The organism is Rhodococcoides fascians NBRC 12155 = LMG 3623, from assembly GCF_001894785.1.
GTDB classification, from domain to species: domain Bacteria; phylum Actinomycetota; class Actinomycetes; order Mycobacteriales; family Mycobacteriaceae; genus Rhodococcoides; species Rhodococcoides fascians.
Genome location: NZ_BCWW01000001.1, coordinates 32,920 through 52,695, shown reverse-complemented (window position 1 = coordinate 52,695; position 19,776 = coordinate 32,920). Strand labels below are relative to the sequence as shown.

At 64.4% G+C, this 19,776-nt stretch carries 19 protein-coding genes and 1 riboswitch; of the genes, 11 read left to right on the top strand and 8 right to left on the bottom strand.

All coding sequences use genetic code 11. The features are described from left to right. Window positions 1-89 precede the first annotated feature (89 nt). Genes RFA01S_RS00255 through RFA01S_RS00240 form a run of 4 tightly spaced genes read left to right on the top strand, consistent with a single transcriptional unit; the run spans window position 90 to window position 4,076 of the window. Window positions 90-950, top strand: a complete 861-nt coding sequence (locus tag RFA01S_RS00255) for an isocitrate lyase/PEP mutase family protein (protein WP_027495170.1) — start codon at window positions 90-92, stop codon at window positions 948-950. Continuing rightward, entirely contained in the window at window positions 947-2,212 is a 1,266-nt protein-coding gene (locus tag RFA01S_RS00250; RefSeq protein WP_371828224.1) for a 3-isopropylmalate dehydratase large subunit, read from the top strand. Before RFA01S_RS00255 ends, RFA01S_RS00250 begins: the two co-directional genes overlap by 4 nt. After that, window positions 2,209-2,760 (top strand): 3-isopropylmalate dehydratase small subunit, encoded by a 552-nt coding sequence (locus RFA01S_RS00245; protein WP_032373495.1) that lies wholly within the window; start codon window positions 2,209-2,211, stop codon window positions 2,758-2,760. The genes RFA01S_RS00250 and RFA01S_RS00245 overlap by 4 nt, the downstream gene beginning before the upstream one ends. Further along, window positions 2,757-4,076 carry an MFS transporter gene (locus RFA01S_RS00240; protein ID WP_032407875.1) on the top strand — a complete coding sequence of 440 codons (1,320 nt, stop codon included), beginning with the start codon at window positions 2,757-2,759 and terminating at the stop codon, window positions 4,074-4,076. Before RFA01S_RS00245 ends, RFA01S_RS00240 begins: the two co-directional genes overlap by 4 nt. Before the next feature lie 261 nt (window positions 4,077-4,337). On the opposite strand, the gene RFA01S_RS00235 is transcribed toward RFA01S_RS00240, so the two are convergent. Then, a complete protein-coding gene (locus RFA01S_RS00235; protein ID WP_032407958.1) occupies window positions 4,338-4,904 on the bottom strand; it encodes a TetR family transcriptional regulator in 567 nt (188 codons plus the stop codon). Between the two features lie 81 nt (window positions 4,905-4,985). Between RFA01S_RS00235 and RFA01S_RS00230 the strand changes: the two genes are divergently transcribed. After that, the gene (locus tag RFA01S_RS00230; protein WP_230591034.1) at window positions 4,986-6,605 is read left to right on the top strand and encodes an MFS transporter; all 1,620 of its coding nucleotides are present in this window, start codon (window positions 4,986-4,988) and stop codon (window positions 6,603-6,605) included. A gap of 69 nt (window positions 6,606-6,674) precedes the next feature. Here RFA01S_RS00230 and RFA01S_RS00225 read toward each other — a convergent pair whose 3' ends face one another. The 3 genes from RFA01S_RS00225 to RFA01S_RS00215 form a co-directional block, all read right to left on the bottom strand. Further along, a complete protein-coding gene (locus RFA01S_RS00225) occupies window positions 6,675-7,421 on the bottom strand; it encodes a GTP pyrophosphokinase (RefSeq protein ID WP_027495176.1) in 747 nt (248 codons plus the stop codon). 422 nt (window positions 7,422-7,843) lie between these two features. Next, on the bottom strand, window positions 7,844-7,999 hold the full coding sequence (locus tag RFA01S_RS27605; RefSeq protein ID WP_094611554.1) for a DUF6131 family protein: 156 nt from the start codon (window positions 7,997-7,999) through the stop codon (window positions 7,844-7,846). Window positions 8,000-8,092: 93 nt separating this feature from the next. Continuing rightward, complete coding sequence (locus RFA01S_RS00215) at window positions 8,093-10,042, bottom strand: helicase-related protein (protein WP_032407873.1); 1,950 nt, start codon at window positions 10,040-10,042, stop codon at window positions 8,093-8,095. Window positions 10,043-10,090: 48 nt separating this feature from the next. On the opposite strand from RFA01S_RS00215, the gene RFA01S_RS00210 reads away from it, so the two are divergent. The 5 genes from RFA01S_RS00210 (at window position 10,091) to RFA01S_RS00190 (ending at window position 15,534) form a co-directional block, all read left to right on the top strand. After that, entirely contained in the window at window positions 10,091-10,804 is a 714-nt protein-coding gene (locus RFA01S_RS00210) for a type 1 glutamine amidotransferase (RefSeq protein WP_032407872.1), read from the top strand. Between the two features lie 9 nt (window positions 10,805-10,813). Beyond that, window positions 10,814-11,992, top strand: a complete 1,179-nt coding sequence (locus RFA01S_RS00205) for an alpha-hydroxy-acid oxidizing protein (RefSeq protein WP_032367745.1) — start codon at window positions 10,814-10,816, stop codon at window positions 11,990-11,992. Next, window positions 11,992-13,287, top strand: coding sequence for an alpha-amylase family glycosyl hydrolase (locus RFA01S_RS00200; protein WP_032407871.1), 1,296 nt, complete (start codon window positions 11,992-11,994; stop codon window positions 13,285-13,287). Before RFA01S_RS00205 ends, RFA01S_RS00200 begins: the two co-directional genes overlap by 1 nt. A 73-nt stretch (window positions 13,288-13,360) precedes the next feature. Further along, window positions 13,361-13,453, top strand: a riboswitch (TPP riboswitch). Between the two features lie 43 nt (window positions 13,454-13,496). Beyond that, the gene (locus tag RFA01S_RS00195) at window positions 13,497-14,264 is read left to right on the top strand and encodes a 3-oxoacyl-ACP reductase (protein ID WP_032407870.1); all 768 of its coding nucleotides are present in this window, start codon (window positions 13,497-13,499) and stop codon (window positions 14,262-14,264) included. Window position 14,265: 1 nt separating this feature from the next. After that, window positions 14,266-15,534, top strand: coding sequence for an LLM class flavin-dependent oxidoreductase (locus RFA01S_RS00190; RefSeq protein ID WP_032407869.1), 1,269 nt, complete (start codon window positions 14,266-14,268; stop codon window positions 15,532-15,534). Window positions 15,535-15,543: 9 nt separating this feature from the next. On the opposite strand, the gene RFA01S_RS00185 is transcribed toward RFA01S_RS00190, so the two are convergent. Genes RFA01S_RS00185 through RFA01S_RS00175 form a run of 3 tightly spaced genes read right to left on the bottom strand, consistent with a single transcriptional unit; the run spans window position 15,544 to window position 18,449 of the window. Further along, window positions 15,544-16,434 (bottom strand): alpha/beta fold hydrolase, encoded by an 891-nt coding sequence (locus RFA01S_RS00185; RefSeq protein WP_032389356.1) that lies wholly within the window; start codon window positions 16,432-16,434, stop codon window positions 15,544-15,546. A 12-nt stretch (window positions 16,435-16,446) separates the two neighbouring features. Further along, a complete protein-coding gene (locus tag RFA01S_RS00180) occupies window positions 16,447-17,553 on the bottom strand; it encodes a PDR/VanB family oxidoreductase (protein ID WP_032407868.1) in 1,107 nt (368 codons plus the stop codon). Continuing rightward, window positions 17,550-18,449: a metal-dependent hydrolase gene (locus tag RFA01S_RS00175; RefSeq protein ID WP_027495186.1), complete on the bottom strand. Its 900-nt coding sequence runs from the start codon at window positions 18,447-18,449 to the stop codon at window positions 17,550-17,552. The genes RFA01S_RS00180 and RFA01S_RS00175 overlap by 4 nt, the downstream gene beginning before the upstream one ends. A 114-nt stretch (window positions 18,450-18,563) precedes the next feature. On the opposite strand from RFA01S_RS00175, the gene RFA01S_RS00170 reads away from it, so the two are divergent. Further along, a complete protein-coding gene (locus tag RFA01S_RS00170) occupies window positions 18,564-19,079 on the top strand; it encodes a hypothetical protein (protein ID WP_052060807.1) in 516 nt (171 codons plus the stop codon). Between the two features lie 135 nt (window positions 19,080-19,214). Here the strand turns inward: RFA01S_RS00170 and RFA01S_RS00165 are convergent, their stop codons facing one another. Then, window positions 19,215-19,682, bottom strand: coding sequence for a 2-isopropylmalate synthase (locus RFA01S_RS00165; RefSeq protein ID WP_032407866.1), 468 nt, complete (start codon window positions 19,680-19,682; stop codon window positions 19,215-19,217). Window positions 19,683-19,776 lie beyond the last annotated feature (94 nt).

Below are 19,776 nucleotides of genomic sequence, written 5' to 3'. Positions count from 1 at the left end.
GCTATCGATCCACGGGTATTGACTTGTGATCCGAGCCACTCTAAATTCGGAAGGCGTTCCGCAATACGAAACGGAGAGTGCTCGTGACGATGACTTTGAGAGGCCTGACCGAACAAGGCCTGGTGTATGCGCCCGGCGTCTGGGACGGGTTGACGGCCAAGCTGGCCGAGCAGGCGGGCTTCTCGGCGCTGTGCGCGTCCGGCTTCGCCGTATCGGCTGCGCTCGGACTGCCCGACGCCGAGCTGTACACCATGACCGAGAACCTGCAGGCCGTCCGGACCATTCGCGAGGCATCGTCTCTGCCCCTCGTCGCGGACATCGACACCGGCTACGGAAACGCCGTCAACGCCGCGCGCACCGCGACGCGGTTCGCCGAGGCCGGCGTCCAGGGCGTGTTCATGGAGGACCAGCTGTCGCCGAAGAAATGCCCGATCTGCGTCGGCGAGCCGGTGGACTTGATCTCCGTCGAGGAGGCGTCGGGCAAGGTTCGGGCGGTGCGTGATTCCATGCCGGACGACGTTCTGCTCATCGCACGCACCGACGCACGTGGCGACGAGGCGATCATGCGCGCACAGGCCTACGTCGACGCCGGAGCCGACATGATCATGCCGGTGACGAAGACGTTCGAGACCGTCGAGCAGTGGGAGAACTGTCACCGAGCGGTCGGGGTTCCGCTGATGGCCACGCTCACCGCGTCGACCTGGACCGAGCGGGAGTTCACTCCGGAGGTTCTGGCACAGATCGGAGTGCGGCTGGCCCTGCTGCCCACTCAGGTGCTGATGGCCGCAACCGGTGCCGCACGCGAGACTCTGCGTCGCCTGGCCGCAGGCGAAGCTCCCGCCGACGTCAGTGCCGACGCGCTGCAGCACCACGAGTTCGTGGACCTCATCGGTTTTCCCGAAGTCGAAGCGCAGCAGCGTAAGTACCTTCCTGCAGAGGCGAACCGATGACATCGGCCGCGTTCACGATGGTCGAGAAGATCCTCGGTCGGACCTGTGGCGGTGACCCAGTGCGTGCCGGTGAGAACCATGCGGTACGACCGGCGCGGATGATCGCGTACGACTTTCCCGGGTACACCGATGTGATGTTCCGGCAGATGCGCGACGACTTCGGTATCACCTCACTCGAGGACCCGTCTCGGTACGTCGTCTTCATCGATCACATGTTGACCAAGCGCAACGACCGGGAACAAGAAGTACACCAGGTCACCCGAGAGTGGTGCGAGTACTACGGAATCGAGCTGCACGAGGGCCGCGGCATCGGGCACCAACTCACCGCCGAACTCGGCCTGGCCATCCCCGGTGACTTCCTCGTCCACTTCGACGGCCACATCAGCGGAATCGGGGCGTTCGGTGCGTTGGGCTGGGGTATCCGCCGAGATCTGATCGAGGCATGGGTGACCGGCCAACTCTACGTGGATATCCCAGCGACGACGCGGTTCGACCTGTACGGAGAATTCGCGCCGGGAGTGGACAGTCGCGATCTGGTGCACACCATCATCGACCTCGTCGGGGCCGACGGGTGCGCACACCAGGTGATGGAATTCGGTGGCCCCGGTGCCCGGTCGATGAAAATCGATCACCGGCAGGGATTGTGCGGCATGGCGATGTTCACCGGAGCCGTGTCCGCGATATTCGAACCGGACGAAACCTCACTCGCCTACGCCAACGATGTTGCGCGACAGTCGTTCACGCCGGTCCACCCAGACTCCGATGCGACCTACGCAGCTCGGCACACCATCGACCTCGCCCAGATCGTGCCGCAGGTCGTGCAGCCCGGCTCGGCGCGTGCAGCCAACACCCACACTGCAGCCGAACTCGCCGGCACTCCGATCACCAAGGCGTTCATCGGATCATGTGCCAGTGGACGAATCGAGGATCTGCGGGCCGCGGCACTCGTGCTCGACGGACGCACCGTGGCTCCCGGTGTGGAGCTCAATGTCGTGCCCACGTCGCAGAAGGTGCACGATCAGGCAGAGCGAGAGGGGCTGCTCGACGTACTGCGCGCGGCTGGTGCGCACATTGCAGTGTCGAGCTGCGACTTCTGTTTCGGCTATCAGAAGCCGTTGGCGGCGGGCGAGAATTGCATATCGACCGGCGTGCTCAACATCTCCGGCCGGATGGGTAGCTCGGACGCCAACATCTACATGGGTTCTCCGTACACCGTCGCCGCCAGCGCGCTGGCCGGCACGATCCAGCAGGTGGGCTCGTGAGCGCCTACCCACCCCCGCCCGACGTCATCTCCGGCCGAGTCGCCTGGGTCTTCGGCGACGACTTCGACATCGATCTCGTTGTCGGCGTTGCGAATATCAAGTCGTACGATCCCGAGCATCTGAGGTCGGTCTGCATGACCGCATACGATCCGGGTTTCGTCGATCGCGTTCGGCCGGGCGACATCATCGTCGGCGGCCGCAACTTCGGGTACGGTCACCCGCACTATCCGCCGATGGTGGCTCTGCGCAACGCCGGTATCCAGGCCATCGTGGCCGAGTCGTTCTCGCCGGGGTTCTGGCGCGGAGAGACATTCAACGGAGTACCCCTCATCACCATTCCGGAAGTCTCCGGCGCGGTCGTCACCGGTGATACCGTCGAACTCGATTGGCGACGAGCAGCATTGACCACTGCCGATGGTCGATCCCTGGTGGGTAGTGCGCCCAGCCCTCGTACTGTCGCAGTCATCGAGGCCGGCGGATCGTACGAACTACTGCTGGCCGAACACCGAAGCAAGCAACCACTCACAGGACAGGGAACAGCGCGATGACGAACGTCGACCAGCCTTCTGCGGTCACCAGCGCACCGAAAGCCGACACCACCACCGCGCGCCGTGCCGCGCTCGCCGGTGGCGTCGGCACGCTCATCGAGTACTACGACTTCGCCGTCTACGGTTTTCTCGCCGTAGTCATTGCGCCACTGTTCTTTCCGTCCACGAGCCCCGGCGTGTCCATCCTCGCGACCCTGGCGGTATTCGGAGTCGCATACGTCGCACGTCCGCTCGGAGGAATCTTCTTCGGACGCCTCGGCGACAGAAAGGGTCGTCGACAGGCTCTGGTCGTGACGGTGGTCTGCATGGGCATCGCGTGCGGAGTCCTGGGAATGCTGCCCACACACTCGAGTGTGGGCGTGCTGGCACCGATTCTGCTCGTCATCATCCGACTCGCCCAAGGGTTCTCTGCAGGAGGTGAAATCGGTGGTGCAGCAACCTATATCGCAGAGTCTGCACCGCCGAACCGTCGCGGCTTCTTCGGGTCGTTCACGCCGGTCGGTTCCACCCTCGGATTCGCGGTCGCCGCAGCCGTTGTCGGAGTGGTCGCCCTCATCACCACCGACGACCAGATGTCGTCGTGGGGATGGCGCATTCCGTTTCTGCTTGCACTTCCCCTCGCTCTGGTCTGTCTGCGAGTGCGGCTGAAGCTCGAAGACAGCCCCGAGTTCGAGGAAATGGCAGCCAAGAACGAGGTTGCGAAAAGCCCGCTCAGCGATGTCGTGAAGAAGCAGCCGTGGTCGGTGCTACGTGTCGTCGGAATTGCGATCGCTATGAACGGATCCGGTTACATCGGTCTGACGTACTTCAGCGTGTACCTGATCAACGACCTCGGATTCTCCAAGGACTCGGTCTACTGGACATCCGCGATCGCAATTGCGTTGGCCTGTGCAACCTTCCCGCTCAGCGGCATGCTCACCGACAGATTCGGGCGCAAACCGGTACTGCTCAGCGGCTACGTTGCGTATGTCGTCATTGCGTTGCCGGTGTTCATGATCCTCGGCGCGACGTCGTCGATCATCGTGGTGGGCTGTGTGTACTTCGTCTACATGGTTCTCAACGGAGTCGTGCAGGTACCTGCGTTCCCACTGTTCACCGAGCTGTTCCCCCGGGCAGTTCGATACACCGGAGTGTCGTTGGGCTTCAACATCGGCACCATCGCCGCAGGCGGTACAGCACCGTACGTCGCCGCTCAACTGGTGGAGTCGACCGGCAACGCCATGTCACCCGCCTACTGGGTCATGGGTGTCTGCGTGATCGGCGTGCTCACGGTGCTGACCATCAAGGAAACCGGACGCGAGAAACTCCCGGTGTAGTGCGGCGTAGATGCCGTCCATAGTTCGAGACTCGCCCCACCACGTGCACTCGGCGTGGTGGGGCGTCCCGCGTGTGTGCGGTCGAGGACGCGCCGACCGGGGTGACAAACGCGAGCGCACTTGCCAGATGCGCGCAGAATAGCGACGTGATCGGTGTCTACTTTGTGCGCGTCTGGCAAACGCGCGCGCGTTTGCGGAAATGGGGGCCGCTACCCCAGTATTCCGCACTCTTGCGTCAAAGCTAGATATGGATAGACAGCGCTACGGAGCGCAGAGGCGACGCACGGCGGCTTCGATTTTCGACGCCCGACGCTGAATTTCGGCGTCATCGGCAGGCTCGCAGTGCAGGCTCGGCGCGGTCATCCACGCCGAGGTGATGCCGAACATCATGGTGATCAGATCCTCGACGGTGAAGGCGTCGGAGATCAGTCCGTCTCGCTGGGCGTCGGCCATGGCCCTGTGTCGCTCGGCGATGACAGAGTGGATGTCGTCGGTGCCCGAGGTCGCCATACCGCCCTGCAGCTGGGTCCACAGCAGCAGGCGGTGTTCCTCGGGATGCGCAGCGAGGTGCAGGTATTCGCGTGCGGCGTATCCGCCGAGGTCGTCCACTGCGAAGGGCACCTCTTCGATGAACCTCGCGAACCCGTCCTCGACGACGGCCCGGAACAGGGCTTCTTTGTCGCCGAAGTAGGCGTACAGACGTTCCTTGCTGGCCTTGGCCGCGGCCGCGATCCGATCGACGCGGGCCCCGGCCAGCCCGTGTACCGAGAACTCGTCCCGGGCGGCGACGACGATGCGGGCGCGGGTCGCACTGGCGTCAGGTTTCATGGCGGTCACCATACCCCCAACCAACTAGTTCGTTTGACTATTGGTTCTGGGTCGCCTACCTTTTTGCTCGGGACATTTTTCGTGCCCAGAATCAACGAGTACGAGTGGGGTAGAAACATGTCGCAGCTCTCCGAGCGCGAAGCGCCGGATCTGAATCCGAACTACGAGCGCCGATGGCTGGTGCTGTGCATCGTCGCCATCACGCAGCTCACGATCGTGCTCGACGGCACGATCGTCAACATTGCGCTGCCGCAGGCTCAGCTGGACCTGGGCATCAGCGACAGCAGCCGCGCCTGGGTCATCACCGCCTACGCGTTGTCGTTCGGCGCACTGCTGCTGCTCGGCGGACGCATCGCCGACTACTGGGGACGCAAGCGCTCGTTCATCGTCGGCATGGCAGGCTTCGCCGTTGCCTCCGCTATCGGCGGACTCGCCCAAGAAGGCTGGCAGCTGTTCATCGCGCGCGCCGGCCAGGGTGTGTTCGCTGCACTGCTCGCCCCGGCAGCACTGGCCATCCTGACGGTGACGTTCACCGACACCAAGGAACGCGCCAAAGCGTTCGGCGTCTTCGGCGCCATTGCCGGTGGCGGCGCAGCGGTCGGCCTACTCCTCGGCGGAGTGCTCACCGAATACGCGAACTGGCGCTGGTGCCTGCTGGTCAACATCCCGGTCGCAGTGTTCGCCATCGCCGCAGCGGTGCCGCTGGTGAAGGAGAGCAAGGCTCACGGAGACACCCGCTACGACCTGCCCGGCGCGATCCTCGTCGCTCTCGGTCTGGCCTCGCTGGTCTACGGCTTCACCGAGGCCGAAGACGGCTGGGCGACGGTACCCACCATCTCGTTCATCGCGCTCGGCCTCGCTCTGCTGGCCGCGTTCGTCGTCGTCGAGTCCAAGTCCGCCAACCCGCTGCTGCCCTTGAGTGTGTTGCTCGACCGTGACCGCGGTGCCGCGTACATCGGCTCGGCCGTCATCGGCGCTGCCCTGCTCGGTGGCACGTTGTACCTCACGTTCTACTTCCAGATCGTGCTGGAGATGAGCCCGGTCATCGCCGGCGTCGCGTCGCTGCCGATGACCGGCGGCATCCTGATCACGGCCGCGCTCGCTTCTGCGCTCGTGCCGAAGATCGGACCCAAGCCGCTGATGGCCGTCGGTCCGGTCGTGTCCGCAGTCGGCCTGCTGCTGCTGACCCAGATCGGCGTCGACACCTCGTACTTCACGCACGTCCTGCCGGGCGTCGTGCTGCTCGGCCTCGGCCTCGGTCTGCTGATGGTCCCGATGCAGAACGTCGCACTGATCGGCGTTCCCGACCACGACGCAGGTGCCGCATCTGCGCTGATCAACGCGACCCTGCAGGTCGGTGGTGCACTCGGTGCTGCGGTGTTCACCACCGTCTACACCTCGTCGAAGACCTCGTACCTGGCCGAGAATCCGGCACCGACTCCGCCCGCCGGAGTTCCCGCGGAAGCTCTCGCCGGCCAGGAAGTGCCCAGCGACGAGATGTTGGCCGCGCTGCCGGAGCCGATCCGCAACTTCGTGCTCGCGACCATCGACCACGCGTTCTCGGCTGAGGTCTCCGGCTACGCCTGGGCATTCGGTACCGCCGCGATCCTCGTCGCGCTGGTGAGCCCGGTCGTGTTGCTGCTCGTCCGCGCGAAGAAAGACGACCTGCCCGTCGGCGACACCCCGGTACACATCGGATAACGCAGGCAAGAACCGAGGACCCCGCTGCTCAGCCGTCGAGCAGCGGGGTTCTGCTCTTCGAAGGCATCGTCAGTCCGGGTCGATCGCTTCGGCCTGCGCGGTGAGCAACATGTGCAGCAGCTCGGGAGGCAATGCCATCGGAGGCATCGCGCCGAGAGTGATGGAGTTGTCGGAATCGCCGTTCAGTTCCTCCACCTCGTCGTGCAGGCTTTCCATCTTCTCGTCCAGTGTGTTGGCCGTCTCGGCGGCCTCGGTCAGTTCCGCCAACAGGGTGGGCGGAATCTGGCCGCGGTACTTGTAGAAGATCTTGTGCTCGAGGCTCGCCCAGAAATCCATGGCAATCGTGCGGATCTGGAGTTCGACCAAGACCGGTTGGACGCGATCGGACATGAACACCGGAATTTCGACGATGAGGTGCAAACTCTTGTAGCCGTTGGCTTTCGGGTTCGCGATGTAGTCCTTGACCTCGACGACTCGAACGTCGGTCTGACTACTGAGCATGTCCGCGATGCGGTAGGTGTCGGAGATGAAGCTGCACGTGATGCGGACACCTGCGACGTCGAAGATGTTCTCGCGAATGGCGTCGAGCGTCAGTGCGCACTTCTTGCGCTGAGCCTTGTCGACGATGCTCTCGGGCGTCTTGAGTCGCGACGAGACATGCTCGATGGGGCTGTAGCGGTGGATGTGAGTGAATTCCTGCTTCAGGATGTTGATCTTGGTGATCAGTTCGTCGATTCCGAACTTGTAACTCATCATGAAGCGGGTGAAATCGTGCCTCAGCTGCACCAGGTCGACGACGGCTTCACTGTTGCTCATGCCCCCGATTGTCCACGATCGCCGGACGTGACCGCGCCGCGCGAGAATCGAAGCTGGCGTCGCTGCACGTGGCACCGAGTTCTGGGGTGAACCGCACGAGATTGCACCTCTGGCACTGATGGGTACGGTGATGCCCCCGCTCACACGAGCAAGCACGCGAACCCACCAGTACCGAACCGGCGACAAGCTGATGGCCGTTGGTGCAGTGAGTAGGTGCTCGTTCTGCCCACCGATCGCCGACGCGGTAGAGCGAGCCGGCAACCGGATCGGTGTCGCGCTCGTCGGATGCCATCGCGCGCAACCGCCTTCGACACTGTCTACCGCCCGATTTGGACCGCCCGAAGTGGCTCCGCTGGCCGCATCGCCAACTCCGGGGGCCCGCTCAGACTAACAGAAATCGAACGTATGTTCTAACGCGGATGTCAAAACCACGTCTTGCGGCCACCGACTGCGCGCCCCATCGAACCGAGCAACGTCAGAACCGCGCCGACGACCACCAGAATGATGCCGATAGTCGTCAAAATTGAAATGCCGGCGAAATAGCCGATGAGGGCGAGGATGATTCCGAGAACGATCATGACTACTCCTGGTGCCAAAGTGAGCCCACTATCGACGAATTGTCGATGGGACCGAACCTACTCGGGCGCGTGGACGATTGCTCACAATTGTCGCTATTTTCCGGCATCCACTTTCGCCGCGAGGAAAGCCTCCGGATCGATCAGATCCGCCTGCCCCACGATCGATCCCAGATCCGCGATGCGCTCGATCCCGGTGAGCACCATCTCCTCCTCGACGGTGCCCTCGGCGTAGCCGTAGTAGCAGGTCGACGTGGTGTGGTTGTGGTCCTTGTCGATGCGGTTGGCGCGGCCCTCGATCTGCCTGATGTCGATGGGTGTCCACCGAGGATCGTGAATCAGCGTCACGCGCGGTGCGAGTGTGGAGACCGTCCCCTCCGGGAGCAGTAACTCGTTGGTGTGCAGGTTGATCGCGCTCGTGGTGGTCGAGACGATGACCGACGCGTCGCCGGTCTGAAAACGGCGGATCGACGCCTCCTGCTCGGGACTGCTCATGCTCCCGTCGACCACGGCGACCTCGAGCCCCTCGTCTCGAAGTGTCTTGGCCAGAGCAGCGACCGACTCGCGGTAGAACATCGAGACGAACACCTGATTGCCTGCCTTGACCCACGTCCGGACTTGATCCGCAGACGCGGGAATGCGCAGGTACGAGCACTTCTGGCGAAATCGCAGCGTCGCCGCACGGGTACTCGGATTCTTCTGCAGCACTCGCTTTCCGCCGACGGCCTTCCAGATCGGCAGGCCGACTTCCTTGCGGTAGTCCACCCACGCCGAGTTGTACAGCCGCTTCTGCGCGGCCGTGAGTTCCTGACCGAGGGGCTCCCGCGGCGTCGGTGGGGACGGCCGCGAAATAGACCACGGCACAGCGCCTCCCGACAACCAGCCGTGCACAGACGCGATGTCGCGGGCTCGCTTCGTCGCGTCCTCGGGCTCCCACCGCCACGTGGTCAACCCCGTCGTCGCCTTCCCTGCCTTGACGGCGAACCCGGACTCGATGAGGAACTCCGCCCACTTCATCGTCACGGCATACCCGAGATACTCGTCGTCGCCGAGGATCTCGACGCCGCGGCTGCGTTCGACGGCGCGGGCCATGTACGCGAAATGCAGCGGCTGATAGCCGGGAGTGGCAGACATCCACACGACGGATCGGGCCGCCTCCTGATACCGCCAGAGGATCTGCGACTGCTGCGACTCGATGTTCATCAACGCATGCGATTCGTCGGCGATCACCACGTCGATGTCGAACCGCAGCTCTCCCAGCGAGATGGTCCGCTTGTTCTGCGTCCGTTTACGTTTGCCCAGATCGGTCTCGGGGGGAACCGACAGCAGTTTCTTGGTGGACTGATAGGTGATCAGCAACCAACGCTTGCGGTCGGACGGTTCGATGTCGGCCTCGCTGTCTGCAATGGTGCGACGCCACCCCGGCAGCGCACCCTTGGGTGCCACCACCAGAACCGTGCCGATCTCGGCGGCCGACATCTGCCGCACGGCCTCGCACACGGCCAACGTCTTACCCAGACCCGTCGAATCCATCTGCGCGAAGTACGGGAAGCCGGCCTCGAGCGCGGCCAGATGGCGTCGGACCGATTCGAGTTGGGTGTCGCGAGGCTGCATCGCCCGCTCGCGCACCTCTTCGTCGCGCCAACTGTCGTTCGCGTCGTCCTCGAGCCACCGCTGCAGGCTGTACGGCATCGACTCGTACGGCTGCAGGTACTCGGGCAGTTCGGTTCCGTAATACGCGAACACGCGCGGTCCGGGGTACCAGCGCGCTCCCGCTGCGCCCGCCGCGGACCGATCCTCGAACGGCACGTCCAACACCCACACGCGCTCGCCGGGATCGGGCACCCGAAGATCGGGGGCGGCGGACTTGCGGGGCGAGGTCTTGCGCGGGGCTGCTCTCTTGCGAGGTGCGGCCTTCTTCGGGGCAGCTTTCTTCGCTGCAGGCTCACCGTTCTTCGCAGCCGCGAACTTTCGCGCAGCGCTGCTCTGCCCGGCCTTGACGGTGCGGGCAGTGGTGGATCGGGCAGTGCGTTTACGAGGTGGCATCGGATCCAGTCTGTCGTACGGTGTGCACGAACACCGTAAAGGAGCCCTGTGACATACCCGAACGACCCGCGCGCCGTGATACTCGTCCACGACCGGGACCCGTCCCTGGCGCGTCGCGACATCGGCACCCTCGCCGCCGAATTGCGCACCAGGGGTTTCCGGTTGGACGTGCATTCCTTCGACCACAGTCCCGACGTCGCACCACCGACGCTGTCCGACGCGCAGTTGGTGGTGGTCATGGGCTCACCCGACGCTGCGTACGACGACACGCTGACGTGGCTCGCGCCGGAGACCGCGTATGTGCGGGACGCGATCGACACAGGTGTTCCGATCCTCGGCGTCTGCTTCGGCGGCCAGTTGCTCGCCCGGGTGCTCGGTGGATCGGTCCGCAAGTCCGAGCATCCCGAATACGGATTCGTCGAGGTCGAGACGTCCGATCCCGAGCTCATCGCCTCGGGCCCGTGGATGGAATTCCACGGCGACACGTTCTTCGCTCCGCCGGAGGCCACGGTCATCGCCCGCAACGAGGCAGCGCAGCAGGCCTTCGTCTGCGGCCCGCACCTCGGGTTACAGTTCCACCCCGAGATCGACCTCGACACCTACGATGCATGGGCGGCCGCGTGGGACCGCGACGGCGTCGAACACGCGGTGGACGTGCACCAGATCAGGCAAGACATTGCCGACTCCGAAGCTGCAGCTCGTGAGCGGTGCTCGGCGCTGCTGGACGCATTTCTCGCCCGATCCTCGGCGGTGCCCCGGTAGGGTCGAACGATGACCGAGGCCAGGCCCAGCAACTTCAGCGATCACCAACTCGGCATCTACGCCGCGGGGATGTTCGCTCAGCAGACACCATCGATCACCACCAACCTGGCGCGGCTGGAGGACCAGGCTGCCGAGAAGCTCTCGCCCGAGGCTCTTGGTTACATCGTCGCCAGTGCGGGCAGTGGCTCGACGGCGCGTGCGAACCGGGCCGCCTTCGACAGGTGGGCCATCACGCCGCGGATGCTGCGCAGCTCGGCCTCGCGTGATCATGCGTGCACCGTGCTCGGCACCGACATGCCTGCACCGCTGCTGATCGCTCCGGTGGGTATTCAGACTCTCGCCCATCCCGACGGTGAACTCGCGACGGTTCGCGCGGCTGCGGAACTCGGTGTGCCGTACATACATTCGACGCAGGCATCGCATTCCTTCGAGCAGATCGCCGAGGCGGGCGGAGATGCGCCGCGCTGGTATCAGTTGTACTGGCCGACGGACGAATCGGTACTGCTGAGCTTCCTGCAGCGCGCGAAGGACACCGGATTCACCACGTTGGTGCTGACGCTCGACACGACGTTGCTGGGCTGGCGGCCCGCCGATCTCGACCGCGGGTACCTCCCGTTCTTGGCGAACCTCGGTATCGAGAACTATCTGAGCGATCCGGCGTTCCAAGCCGGACTCGCTCAGCCCGTCGAGGAGAATCCCGTTGCGGCCGCGATGCATTGGGCGCAGATGTTCCCCAATCCCGGCCTGTCGTGGAAGAACCTGGCGTTCCTGCGCGAGCATTGGGACGGCCCGATCGTGCTCAAGGGCATCTGCACCGTCGGCGACGCCCGACAAGCGGCCGCCCACGGAGTCGACGGCATCGTCGTCTCCAACCACGGTGGACGTCAGATCGACGGTGCCAGGCCGTCTCTCGACGCGTTGCCGTCCATCGTCGAGGCCGTCGGTGACGAACTGACGATCCTGTTCGACTCCGGTGTGCGCACCGGTGCCGACATGGCCAAGGCGCTGGCGCTCGGTGCCGATGCGGTTCTTCTCGGCCGCCCGTTCCTGTACGGTCTCGCCCTCGGCGGGCAGGAAGGTGTTGCACACGTACTACGTTGCCTGCTGGCCGAATTCGACTTGGTGACCAGCCTGTCCGGCCATACCGGCGCGGGCGAGCTCGGTCGCGACTCGATCGAGGCGTCCTGATGGAGTGGACGAAACACGCCATCTGGTGGCACCTGTACCCACTCGGCTTCACCGGTGCGCCGGTGCACGGCTGGGACGGTGAGTCGCAAGCGGATCTGCATCGGCTGACCAGAATCGAGAAGTGGCTCGACTACGCCCTCGAACTCGGCGCGTCGGGCATCGCCCTCGGTCCGATCTTCGAGTCGGAGAAGCACGGCTACGACACTGTCGACTACTACCACGTCGACGGTCGGCTCGGCACCGACGAGGATATCGATTCGCTGATCGCTGCGGCGCATTCCCGCGGCTTGAAGGTGATGTTCGACGGCGTCTTCAACCATGTCGCGCAGAGCTTCCCGAAGTTCCGTGAGGCTCTGGCCGAGGGCCCGGACTCCGAGGCCGCGGGGTGGTTTCACCTCGACTGGTCCGGGGACGAGCCGACGCACCGCAACTTCGAGGGCTACGACGAATTGGTCGCACTCAACCACGAGAGCCCGCACGTGCAGCAGTACGTCGTGGACGTACTGTCGCATTGGCTGGACCGCGGCGTCGACGCCTGGCGACTCGACGCGGCCTACGCGGTTCCGCCGCGCTTCTGGGCCGCGGTGCTGCCGAAGGTTCGCGAAAAGCATTCGGAGGCATACTTTCTGGGCGAAGTCATTCACGGTGACTACGACCGGATCGTCTCGGCCTCCACGTTGGACTCGGTGACGCAGTACGAACTGTGGAAGGCGATCTGGAGTGGGCTGAGCGAGAAGAATTTCTTCGAGCTCTCGCATGCCCTCGAGCGTCACAACGGTTGGCTCGACGCCTTCGTGCCCGCCACGTTCGTGGGAAATCATGACGTCAATCGCATCGCCAGCGTCATCGAGGACGAGCGACATCTGCTGCACGCGTTGGTGGTTCTGTTCACCGTGGGCGGGATGCCGATGATCTACTACGGCGACGAGCAGGCATTCCGCGGTATCAAGGAAGATCGCGTCGGCGGTGATGACGAGGTGCGTCCCGAATACCCCGACACGTCCGAGGATCTCGCCCCGTACGGCTGGCCGGTCTACCGAGTGCATCAGGAGCTGATCGCAGTTCGGCGTCGCAATCCGTGGTTGTACTCCGCACGCACCGAGACACTCGAGCTCACCAACACCGCGCTGCTCTACCGCGTGTACGCGGACGACAATTCCATGACGGTGGCGCTCAACCTCGGCGACGAGGCCATCGACTACCCGGCCCGGGGCAGCGAAGTACTGGCCGGTGAGGCGCACCTGAACGACGGACGGGTAAGCGTTCCTCCCCACGGCTGGGCTGTCATCGGCTGATCGCTGCATACGGTTGTGTTCGGCTGTCTACGTCGAGCGCAAGAAAGCAGTAGAGAGACCTACAGGTACAGTCGACCGCGACACGGGGTGCCCGTCAGGGCTGAGATCACACCCGTCGAACCTGATCTGGTTAGGACCAGCGAAGGGAATGTCGTGACGTTTCGGTATTTCCTGTCCCTCGCGGCGGTCCCGACCTCGAACGAGAGGCGATGCACGTGAAGATCGACGAGCAGACAGTGTTGATCACCGGCGGCGGCCGCGGACTGGGAGCAGCGATTGCCGCGGCGTTCGCCGGTGAGGGCGCGCGTGTGGTGATCGACTACCGCACCAGCAAAGAGGCAGCGGAGGCGTTGGCGGACAGGCTCGGCGACCGTGCATTTGCTGTTCAGGGCGACGTGACCGACGAGAGCGCGGTGGCCTCGGTGTTCGACTCGGCCCGTGCGCATTTCGGCACTCCGATCACCACAGTCGTCAACAACGCATTGGCCGACTTCTCCTTCGACGGAGATGCCCGCCCCAAGGCCGACACCATCACCTGGGATCGGTTCGACGCTCAGCTACGAGGCAGCGTTCGCGCGGCACTGCTCACCACGCAGGCGGCCCTGCCGGGAATGCGTGAGGCGGGCTTCGGCCGAATCATCAACGTGGGCACCAATTTGTTCCAGAATCCGGTGGTGCCGTACCACGACTACACCGCCTCCAAGGCCGCACTGCTCTCGCTGACCCGCACTCTGTCGGCGGACCTCGGCGTAGACAACATCACCGTCAACATGGTCTCGGGTGGACTGCTGCGCACCACCGACGCCAGTGCCGCCACCCCGGCCGCGGTGTTCGACTTCATCGCGGCCTCGACCCCGCTGCAACGCGTCACCACCCCCGAGGAATTCGCCGACGCTCTGCTGTTCTTCGCTTCGCCGTGGGCGCGGTCGGTGACCGGTCAGAATCTGGTGGTCGACGGCGGCCTGGTCAAGGACTGACATGCACCTCAACGCGTTTCTCTACGGCTGCGGCCACCACAGCGCCGCGTGGCGTCATCCCGATTCGCGCGTGGAGGACCTGGGCGATATCTCGTACTACGAGGAACTTGCGCAGCTGGCCGAACGGGGAAAGTTCGACGCGGTGTTCTTTGCCGACGGGCATTCCGTTCGCGACCCGGCCGGCGCAGGAACCTGGTTTCTCGAACCGATCACGGCGCTGTCGGCCATGGCCAGAGCGACCACCCACATCGGTCTGGTCACGACTGTGTCGTCGACGTTCTACACACCGTTCCATGCCGCGCGCATGCTGGCGTCGTTGGACCACATCAGCGGCGGACGGGCCGGCTGGAACGTCGTCACGTCCATGTTCGACGCCGAGGCGCGTAATCACGGAATGGACGCCATCCCGGCTCGCGAGGAGCGCTATGCCCGCGCCGAAGAGTTCGTCGATACTGCACTGGCGCTGTGGGATTCGTGGGATGCCGATGCCCTGACTATCGATCGCACCGGGATGTACGCCGACCCGGCCAAGGTGCACTCGATCGATCACGACGGCAAGCACTTTCGAGTCGACGGCCCGCTGACGGTACCGCGGTCGCCGCAGGGCAGGCCTGTGTTGTTCCAAGCCGGGGCGTCGGGCCCGGGCCGCGACCTGGCGGCGAAGTACGCCGAGGCGATCTACGCCGTCGCCTACGATCTCGTTGCCGCGCAGAGCTATTACGACGACGTGAAGGCGAGAATCGATCGAGCCGCTCGTGACAGTGCGGCAGTGGGCATCATGCCGGGTTTGGTGACGTACGTCGGATCGACGATGGAGGAGGCTCGTCGCAAGAAGGCAGAGCTGGATCTGCTGCTGCCCACCGACCAGTCGCTGGCGATGCTGTCCACCTTCACCGGACAGGAATGTGCCGCATGGGAACTCGATGCTCCGGTGCCGTCCCTACCACCTGCGGCCGAGTTCACGGGACCGCAGGGTCGGTACGAGACCATTCTGCGCATCATCGAGAAGGACCGGCCCACCGTGCGTCAGTTGCTGGGCACCCTCGCGGCCGGTGGCGGGCACGCCACGATGATCGGCACACCGGATTCCATCGCCGACGAGATGGAATCGTGGATCGGCCGCGGTGCCGACGGCTTCAACCTGATGTGCCCGCGCTACCCGAACTCACTCGCCGACTTCGTCGAACACGTGGTCCCGATCCTGCAGCAGCGCGGCCTCTTTCGATCCGAATACACGTCGTCCACGCTGCGCGGTCACCTGACCGGATGACCTGAATGTTCAGTCCAGCGAGTCGATGAATTCTGTCGTCAATCGTGCGATGTCGTCCGCATGCGAGATCGGCGACCAGTGTCCTGCCGGAATGTCGTTGCGCGTGAGGTTCTTCACCCACTTGCCGGTGTCGTCGTAGTGGTACGGCCGCACCGCGACGTCCTCGGTGTTGACGATGAGGTGCACCGGGATGTCGATGTACCGATCGCGCGGATTGGCCAGAATTGGAATGATGTTGGCGCGGTACAGGTTGGTGCCGTTGGTTGCGTCCGACCACAGCGTGGGGTTCTGGGTGACGAGCTTCGGATCGACGCCCGAGAACTCCTGGAGGAATGCCGGCCAGCCCTTGGCGAACTGTCGCTTGATGCGCAACGTCGACAGGCCGGGGATGTGGAAGGTGACGGTGTACCAGGACGCTCGGGTCTGCGCGAGAACCTGCTTGATGCCGGCAAGAGTGGGACGACGTAGCCGCGACTGCGACCACTTACCGAGGTGATCGAGGTTAGGTCCCGAAATCGATGTGTACGAACGGATTCGATCCTTCGCCTGGGGCTGGGCTGCGGCTTCCCAGACCTCCACGGCACCCCAGTCGTGAGCGAGCACGTGAACGGGAGCGTCGGGACTGACCGCATCTGCCACGGCATAGAAGTCCGCCGCCAACCGGGCCAACTTGTACGCCGACTGCTCGACGGGGACGGTGCTCTCGCCGGCTCCACGCGAGTCGTAGCTGATCACCCGAAAACGGTCTTCGAGTTGCGGCACGATGTGGCTCCACAGTTCGTGAGTATCGGGCCACCCGTGAACGAGGACGATGGGTTCGCCGTCGGGGTTTCCGCTCTCGAACACCGCCAACCGAATGCCCTCGTTGACGACCGTCGTACGAACTGCGTTGCTGCTCACTGTCTTTCCGTTCTATAGATCGAGTACGAGACGGGCACTTCGAGCGCGCGAGACGCAGATGAGCATGTGATCGCGCTGCTCCTCCGGGGTCAATCGCGACTCCAGGTGTTCGGGCTCGCCGGCGAGCACCCGCACCTTGCAGGTACCGCAGAAGCCCTGTTGGCACGAGTACGCGATATTGGGCTTCTGCTGCTTGACGGCCGTGAGCACGGAGGTGTCGGCGGCGACGTCGAGCACAGCGCCCGTGCTGATCAGCTGCACCTCGAACGGTGTGCCGTCGAGGATCGGCGGCGGGCCGAAGCGTTCGAAATGCAGTGCGGTGGCGGGGCACTGGCCGAAGTCGCGGCGAACGGCATCGAGCATGGGGGTAGGACCGCAGCAGTAGACGGCACCGCCTGCGGGTGCGCGCTCGAGCAATTCACCCTCGGTGGGGTACCCGTGCACGTCGTCGGTCCGGACGAACACGCGATCCGATTCCCAGCTCTCGATCTCGTCGAGAAAAGGCATCGTGTCCCGGGAGCGACCGCAGTACACGAACTGCCAATCCATCCCGAGAATCCGTGCGGCACGGACCATCGCGATGATGGGGGTGATGCCGATGCCGCCGGCGACGAACAGCGCGCTGCCCTCGGCGACGAAGGGAAAGCCGTTCCGTGGGCCACGTACGGTGACCTCGGTTCCGGGCTCGAGTGCATGCATCTCGATGGATCCACCTGCGCCGGTGGGGATTCGGCGCACGGCGATCCGGTAGCAACTGCGGTCGGACGGATCGCCGCACAGCGAGTACTGCCGACGGCGACCCGACGGCAGATGTAGATCGAGGTGGCAGCCGGGATGCCAGATCGGCAGCTGCTCCCCCGTCGGCGAGGCGAGGGTCAGAGCGGCGACGTTCTCGTCCTCGGCGATGATCTCGCGGTCGACGACCACCAGCCGCAGCGCGGAATCGGGATTGTGGCCGGCTACCGCGTCGTCGTACTCCTTGCCGGCAGTCGCGTGCATGTAGCCGTTGAGGAACGTTCCGAGCATCTGCATCGAGCGATCGGCGCGGGGGCGTCCGCGCAGATCCGGTGGCGCGTCCTTGGGTAACAGTCGCGGAACGCGACCCGTCGAGAGCTTCACCGCGCCGCAGCCTGCGCGGCCGGGGACGATGCCAGGTAGCGCACGGCCTGAGCTGTCGAGCCTTCCTGGCTCGGGTGATACGACTTCTTCAGGTAGCGAGACATACTGCGGCCGACGTGCGTCAGCGCCGGCAGAGTGCCGCGGCGAACCGACTTGCGCCACAGGGCAGAACGGGGCTTGCGGACCGACTTCGGGGCACTCTGCAGCTCGGGGTCGTTCTTCATCAGGAAGATGATGCCGCGCATCCAGATGTAGCCCATCAACGGAACGACCACGACGAACGTGCGCAGGCGACGTACCTCGCGCTTGTCGAAGTAACGAAGGGTGTCGTACGCGACCGAGCGGTGTTCCACTTCCTCGGCACCGTGCCACCGCAGCAGATCGAGCATCGTCGGATGGATGCCGGCGCGGTCGAGACCGTCGGCATTGAGTACCCAATCACCGAGGAACGCCGTCACGTGCTCGATGGCCGCGATGAGGGCCAGCCGCTCGACGAGGTTGTTCTTCGATCGCAGACTCGTCACCGAATCCGATCCGAGGACCTTGCCGAAGGCCCATTCCATCTGATCGGTGAACGGAGTGGGGTCGAGTCCGTTGTTCTGCAGATGCACGAGGACGCCGGTGTGAGCCTCGGCGTGTACGGCTTCCTGCCCGATGAAGCCGATGACGTCGTCGCGCAGCTTCTCGTCGTCGATGTAGGGCAGGGCCTCTTTGAACGTGTCGACGAACCAGTGCTCGCCGGCCGGGAGTAGTAGATGCAGCACGTTGAGGACGTGCGTGGTGTACGGATCGCCGGGCACCCAGTGCATCGGCAGATCGCTCCAGTCGAACTTGACGTTCCTGGCCTGAAGCATCACTTCGCCCGGATCCGATGCGACGGCGTTGCGCTCGTTCATCGAGTCGACCTCCTCCACGTCCACGATGTGGCCGATGCCACAGTGCGCGACTTAGTATAAACACCGGTTACATGTAAAAGGAACCATGTCGGTAGACAGTGAGAGACTTGTGCGATGACCGACCCCTCCCCAGCGGCTGTTCCCCCGAGCAGGGCGCCCGTGGCCTGGCCCACCGAGTGGCCCGTCGATGTGCGTCGAATCGCGGACGCCACAGTCGATGCCCTTGCTGCTGTCGTGGCGCAGGATCCGATCGCGTTCGACGAGGCCGTCGAACTGTTGGACCGCTCGGACGCGGCCAAGGCCGGGAACGTGCATGCGGAGATGGTACGGAGTTTGCTCGAAGAGGTATACAGCGATGGCTTGACGGGGGAGAACGTCCAGGAAGTACTCGGCCGAACCGTCCGCGGAGCCGACTGGCTTCCGAGCGTGGACATCGCCGGATTCGTCGAAGTGCTCACCGGCGCGCTGGGTGTGACGGACGTCGACGAACAATCACGTTCGCGGCCGCGGCCTGCGCATGCCCTGTTGGTGGTGGCGGATCTGCTCGCAGTTCGGCGAAGCCGCGCCGAGACGTATGTGCGCCGCGCACTCGCCGAGATTCACCGCGCGCAGACGGTGGAGATGCCCTAGCAAGATATTCCCCTCTCTTGTGCCGATACTAGAGAGGCGAAGATTGCGCTACCGACACCGACGACGAACTCGACGTTATGGACACATTCCGACGGATTTTCGTCCCCAACTTCGAGTTCGCGGCGTCGGCGGCAGCTATCGATGCAGCAGATTGGCCCCGGCGATGATGGCCCGGATCGACGACAGGGTGGCGTCGAGCTCGATGGACATCGACCATTCGCGGCGACCGTCGTGCTCGGCCAGGACGAAGGTGGCGGTCTCGTCGCCGATGCGCTGTTGGTGGAACGAGAGGATCTCGATGCGGAATCCGGCGTCGTGGAGCATCGACGTCAACGCCTCGATCGGTCCGTATGTTGTTGCGGCACAAGCGAAGATGGTGTCACCGATTCCGAAGGTGGCGTCGAACGTCATCTTGCCCCCGGTGGACCCAGTGCCGGACCAGGAGCCCAGCCGGAGAGGCCCGGTGGTGGGCGAGAAGCGGTCGACGAAGGCCGTCCACGACAGGTGTTGCCCGGAGATCTCGTCGCGCATCGTGCGCGGCAGGGCGCAGCCGAAGCGGGCATGGAACGGATCTGTGGCGAAAGTGGAAGCAAGTGAATTCATGAGGGTGGTCCTGGCGAATGTGAAGGGAGGACCGAGAGAGCACGACGACCCGCAGCGAGGGGTCGGTCCGAATCAGACCCCGCTACGGCGGCGT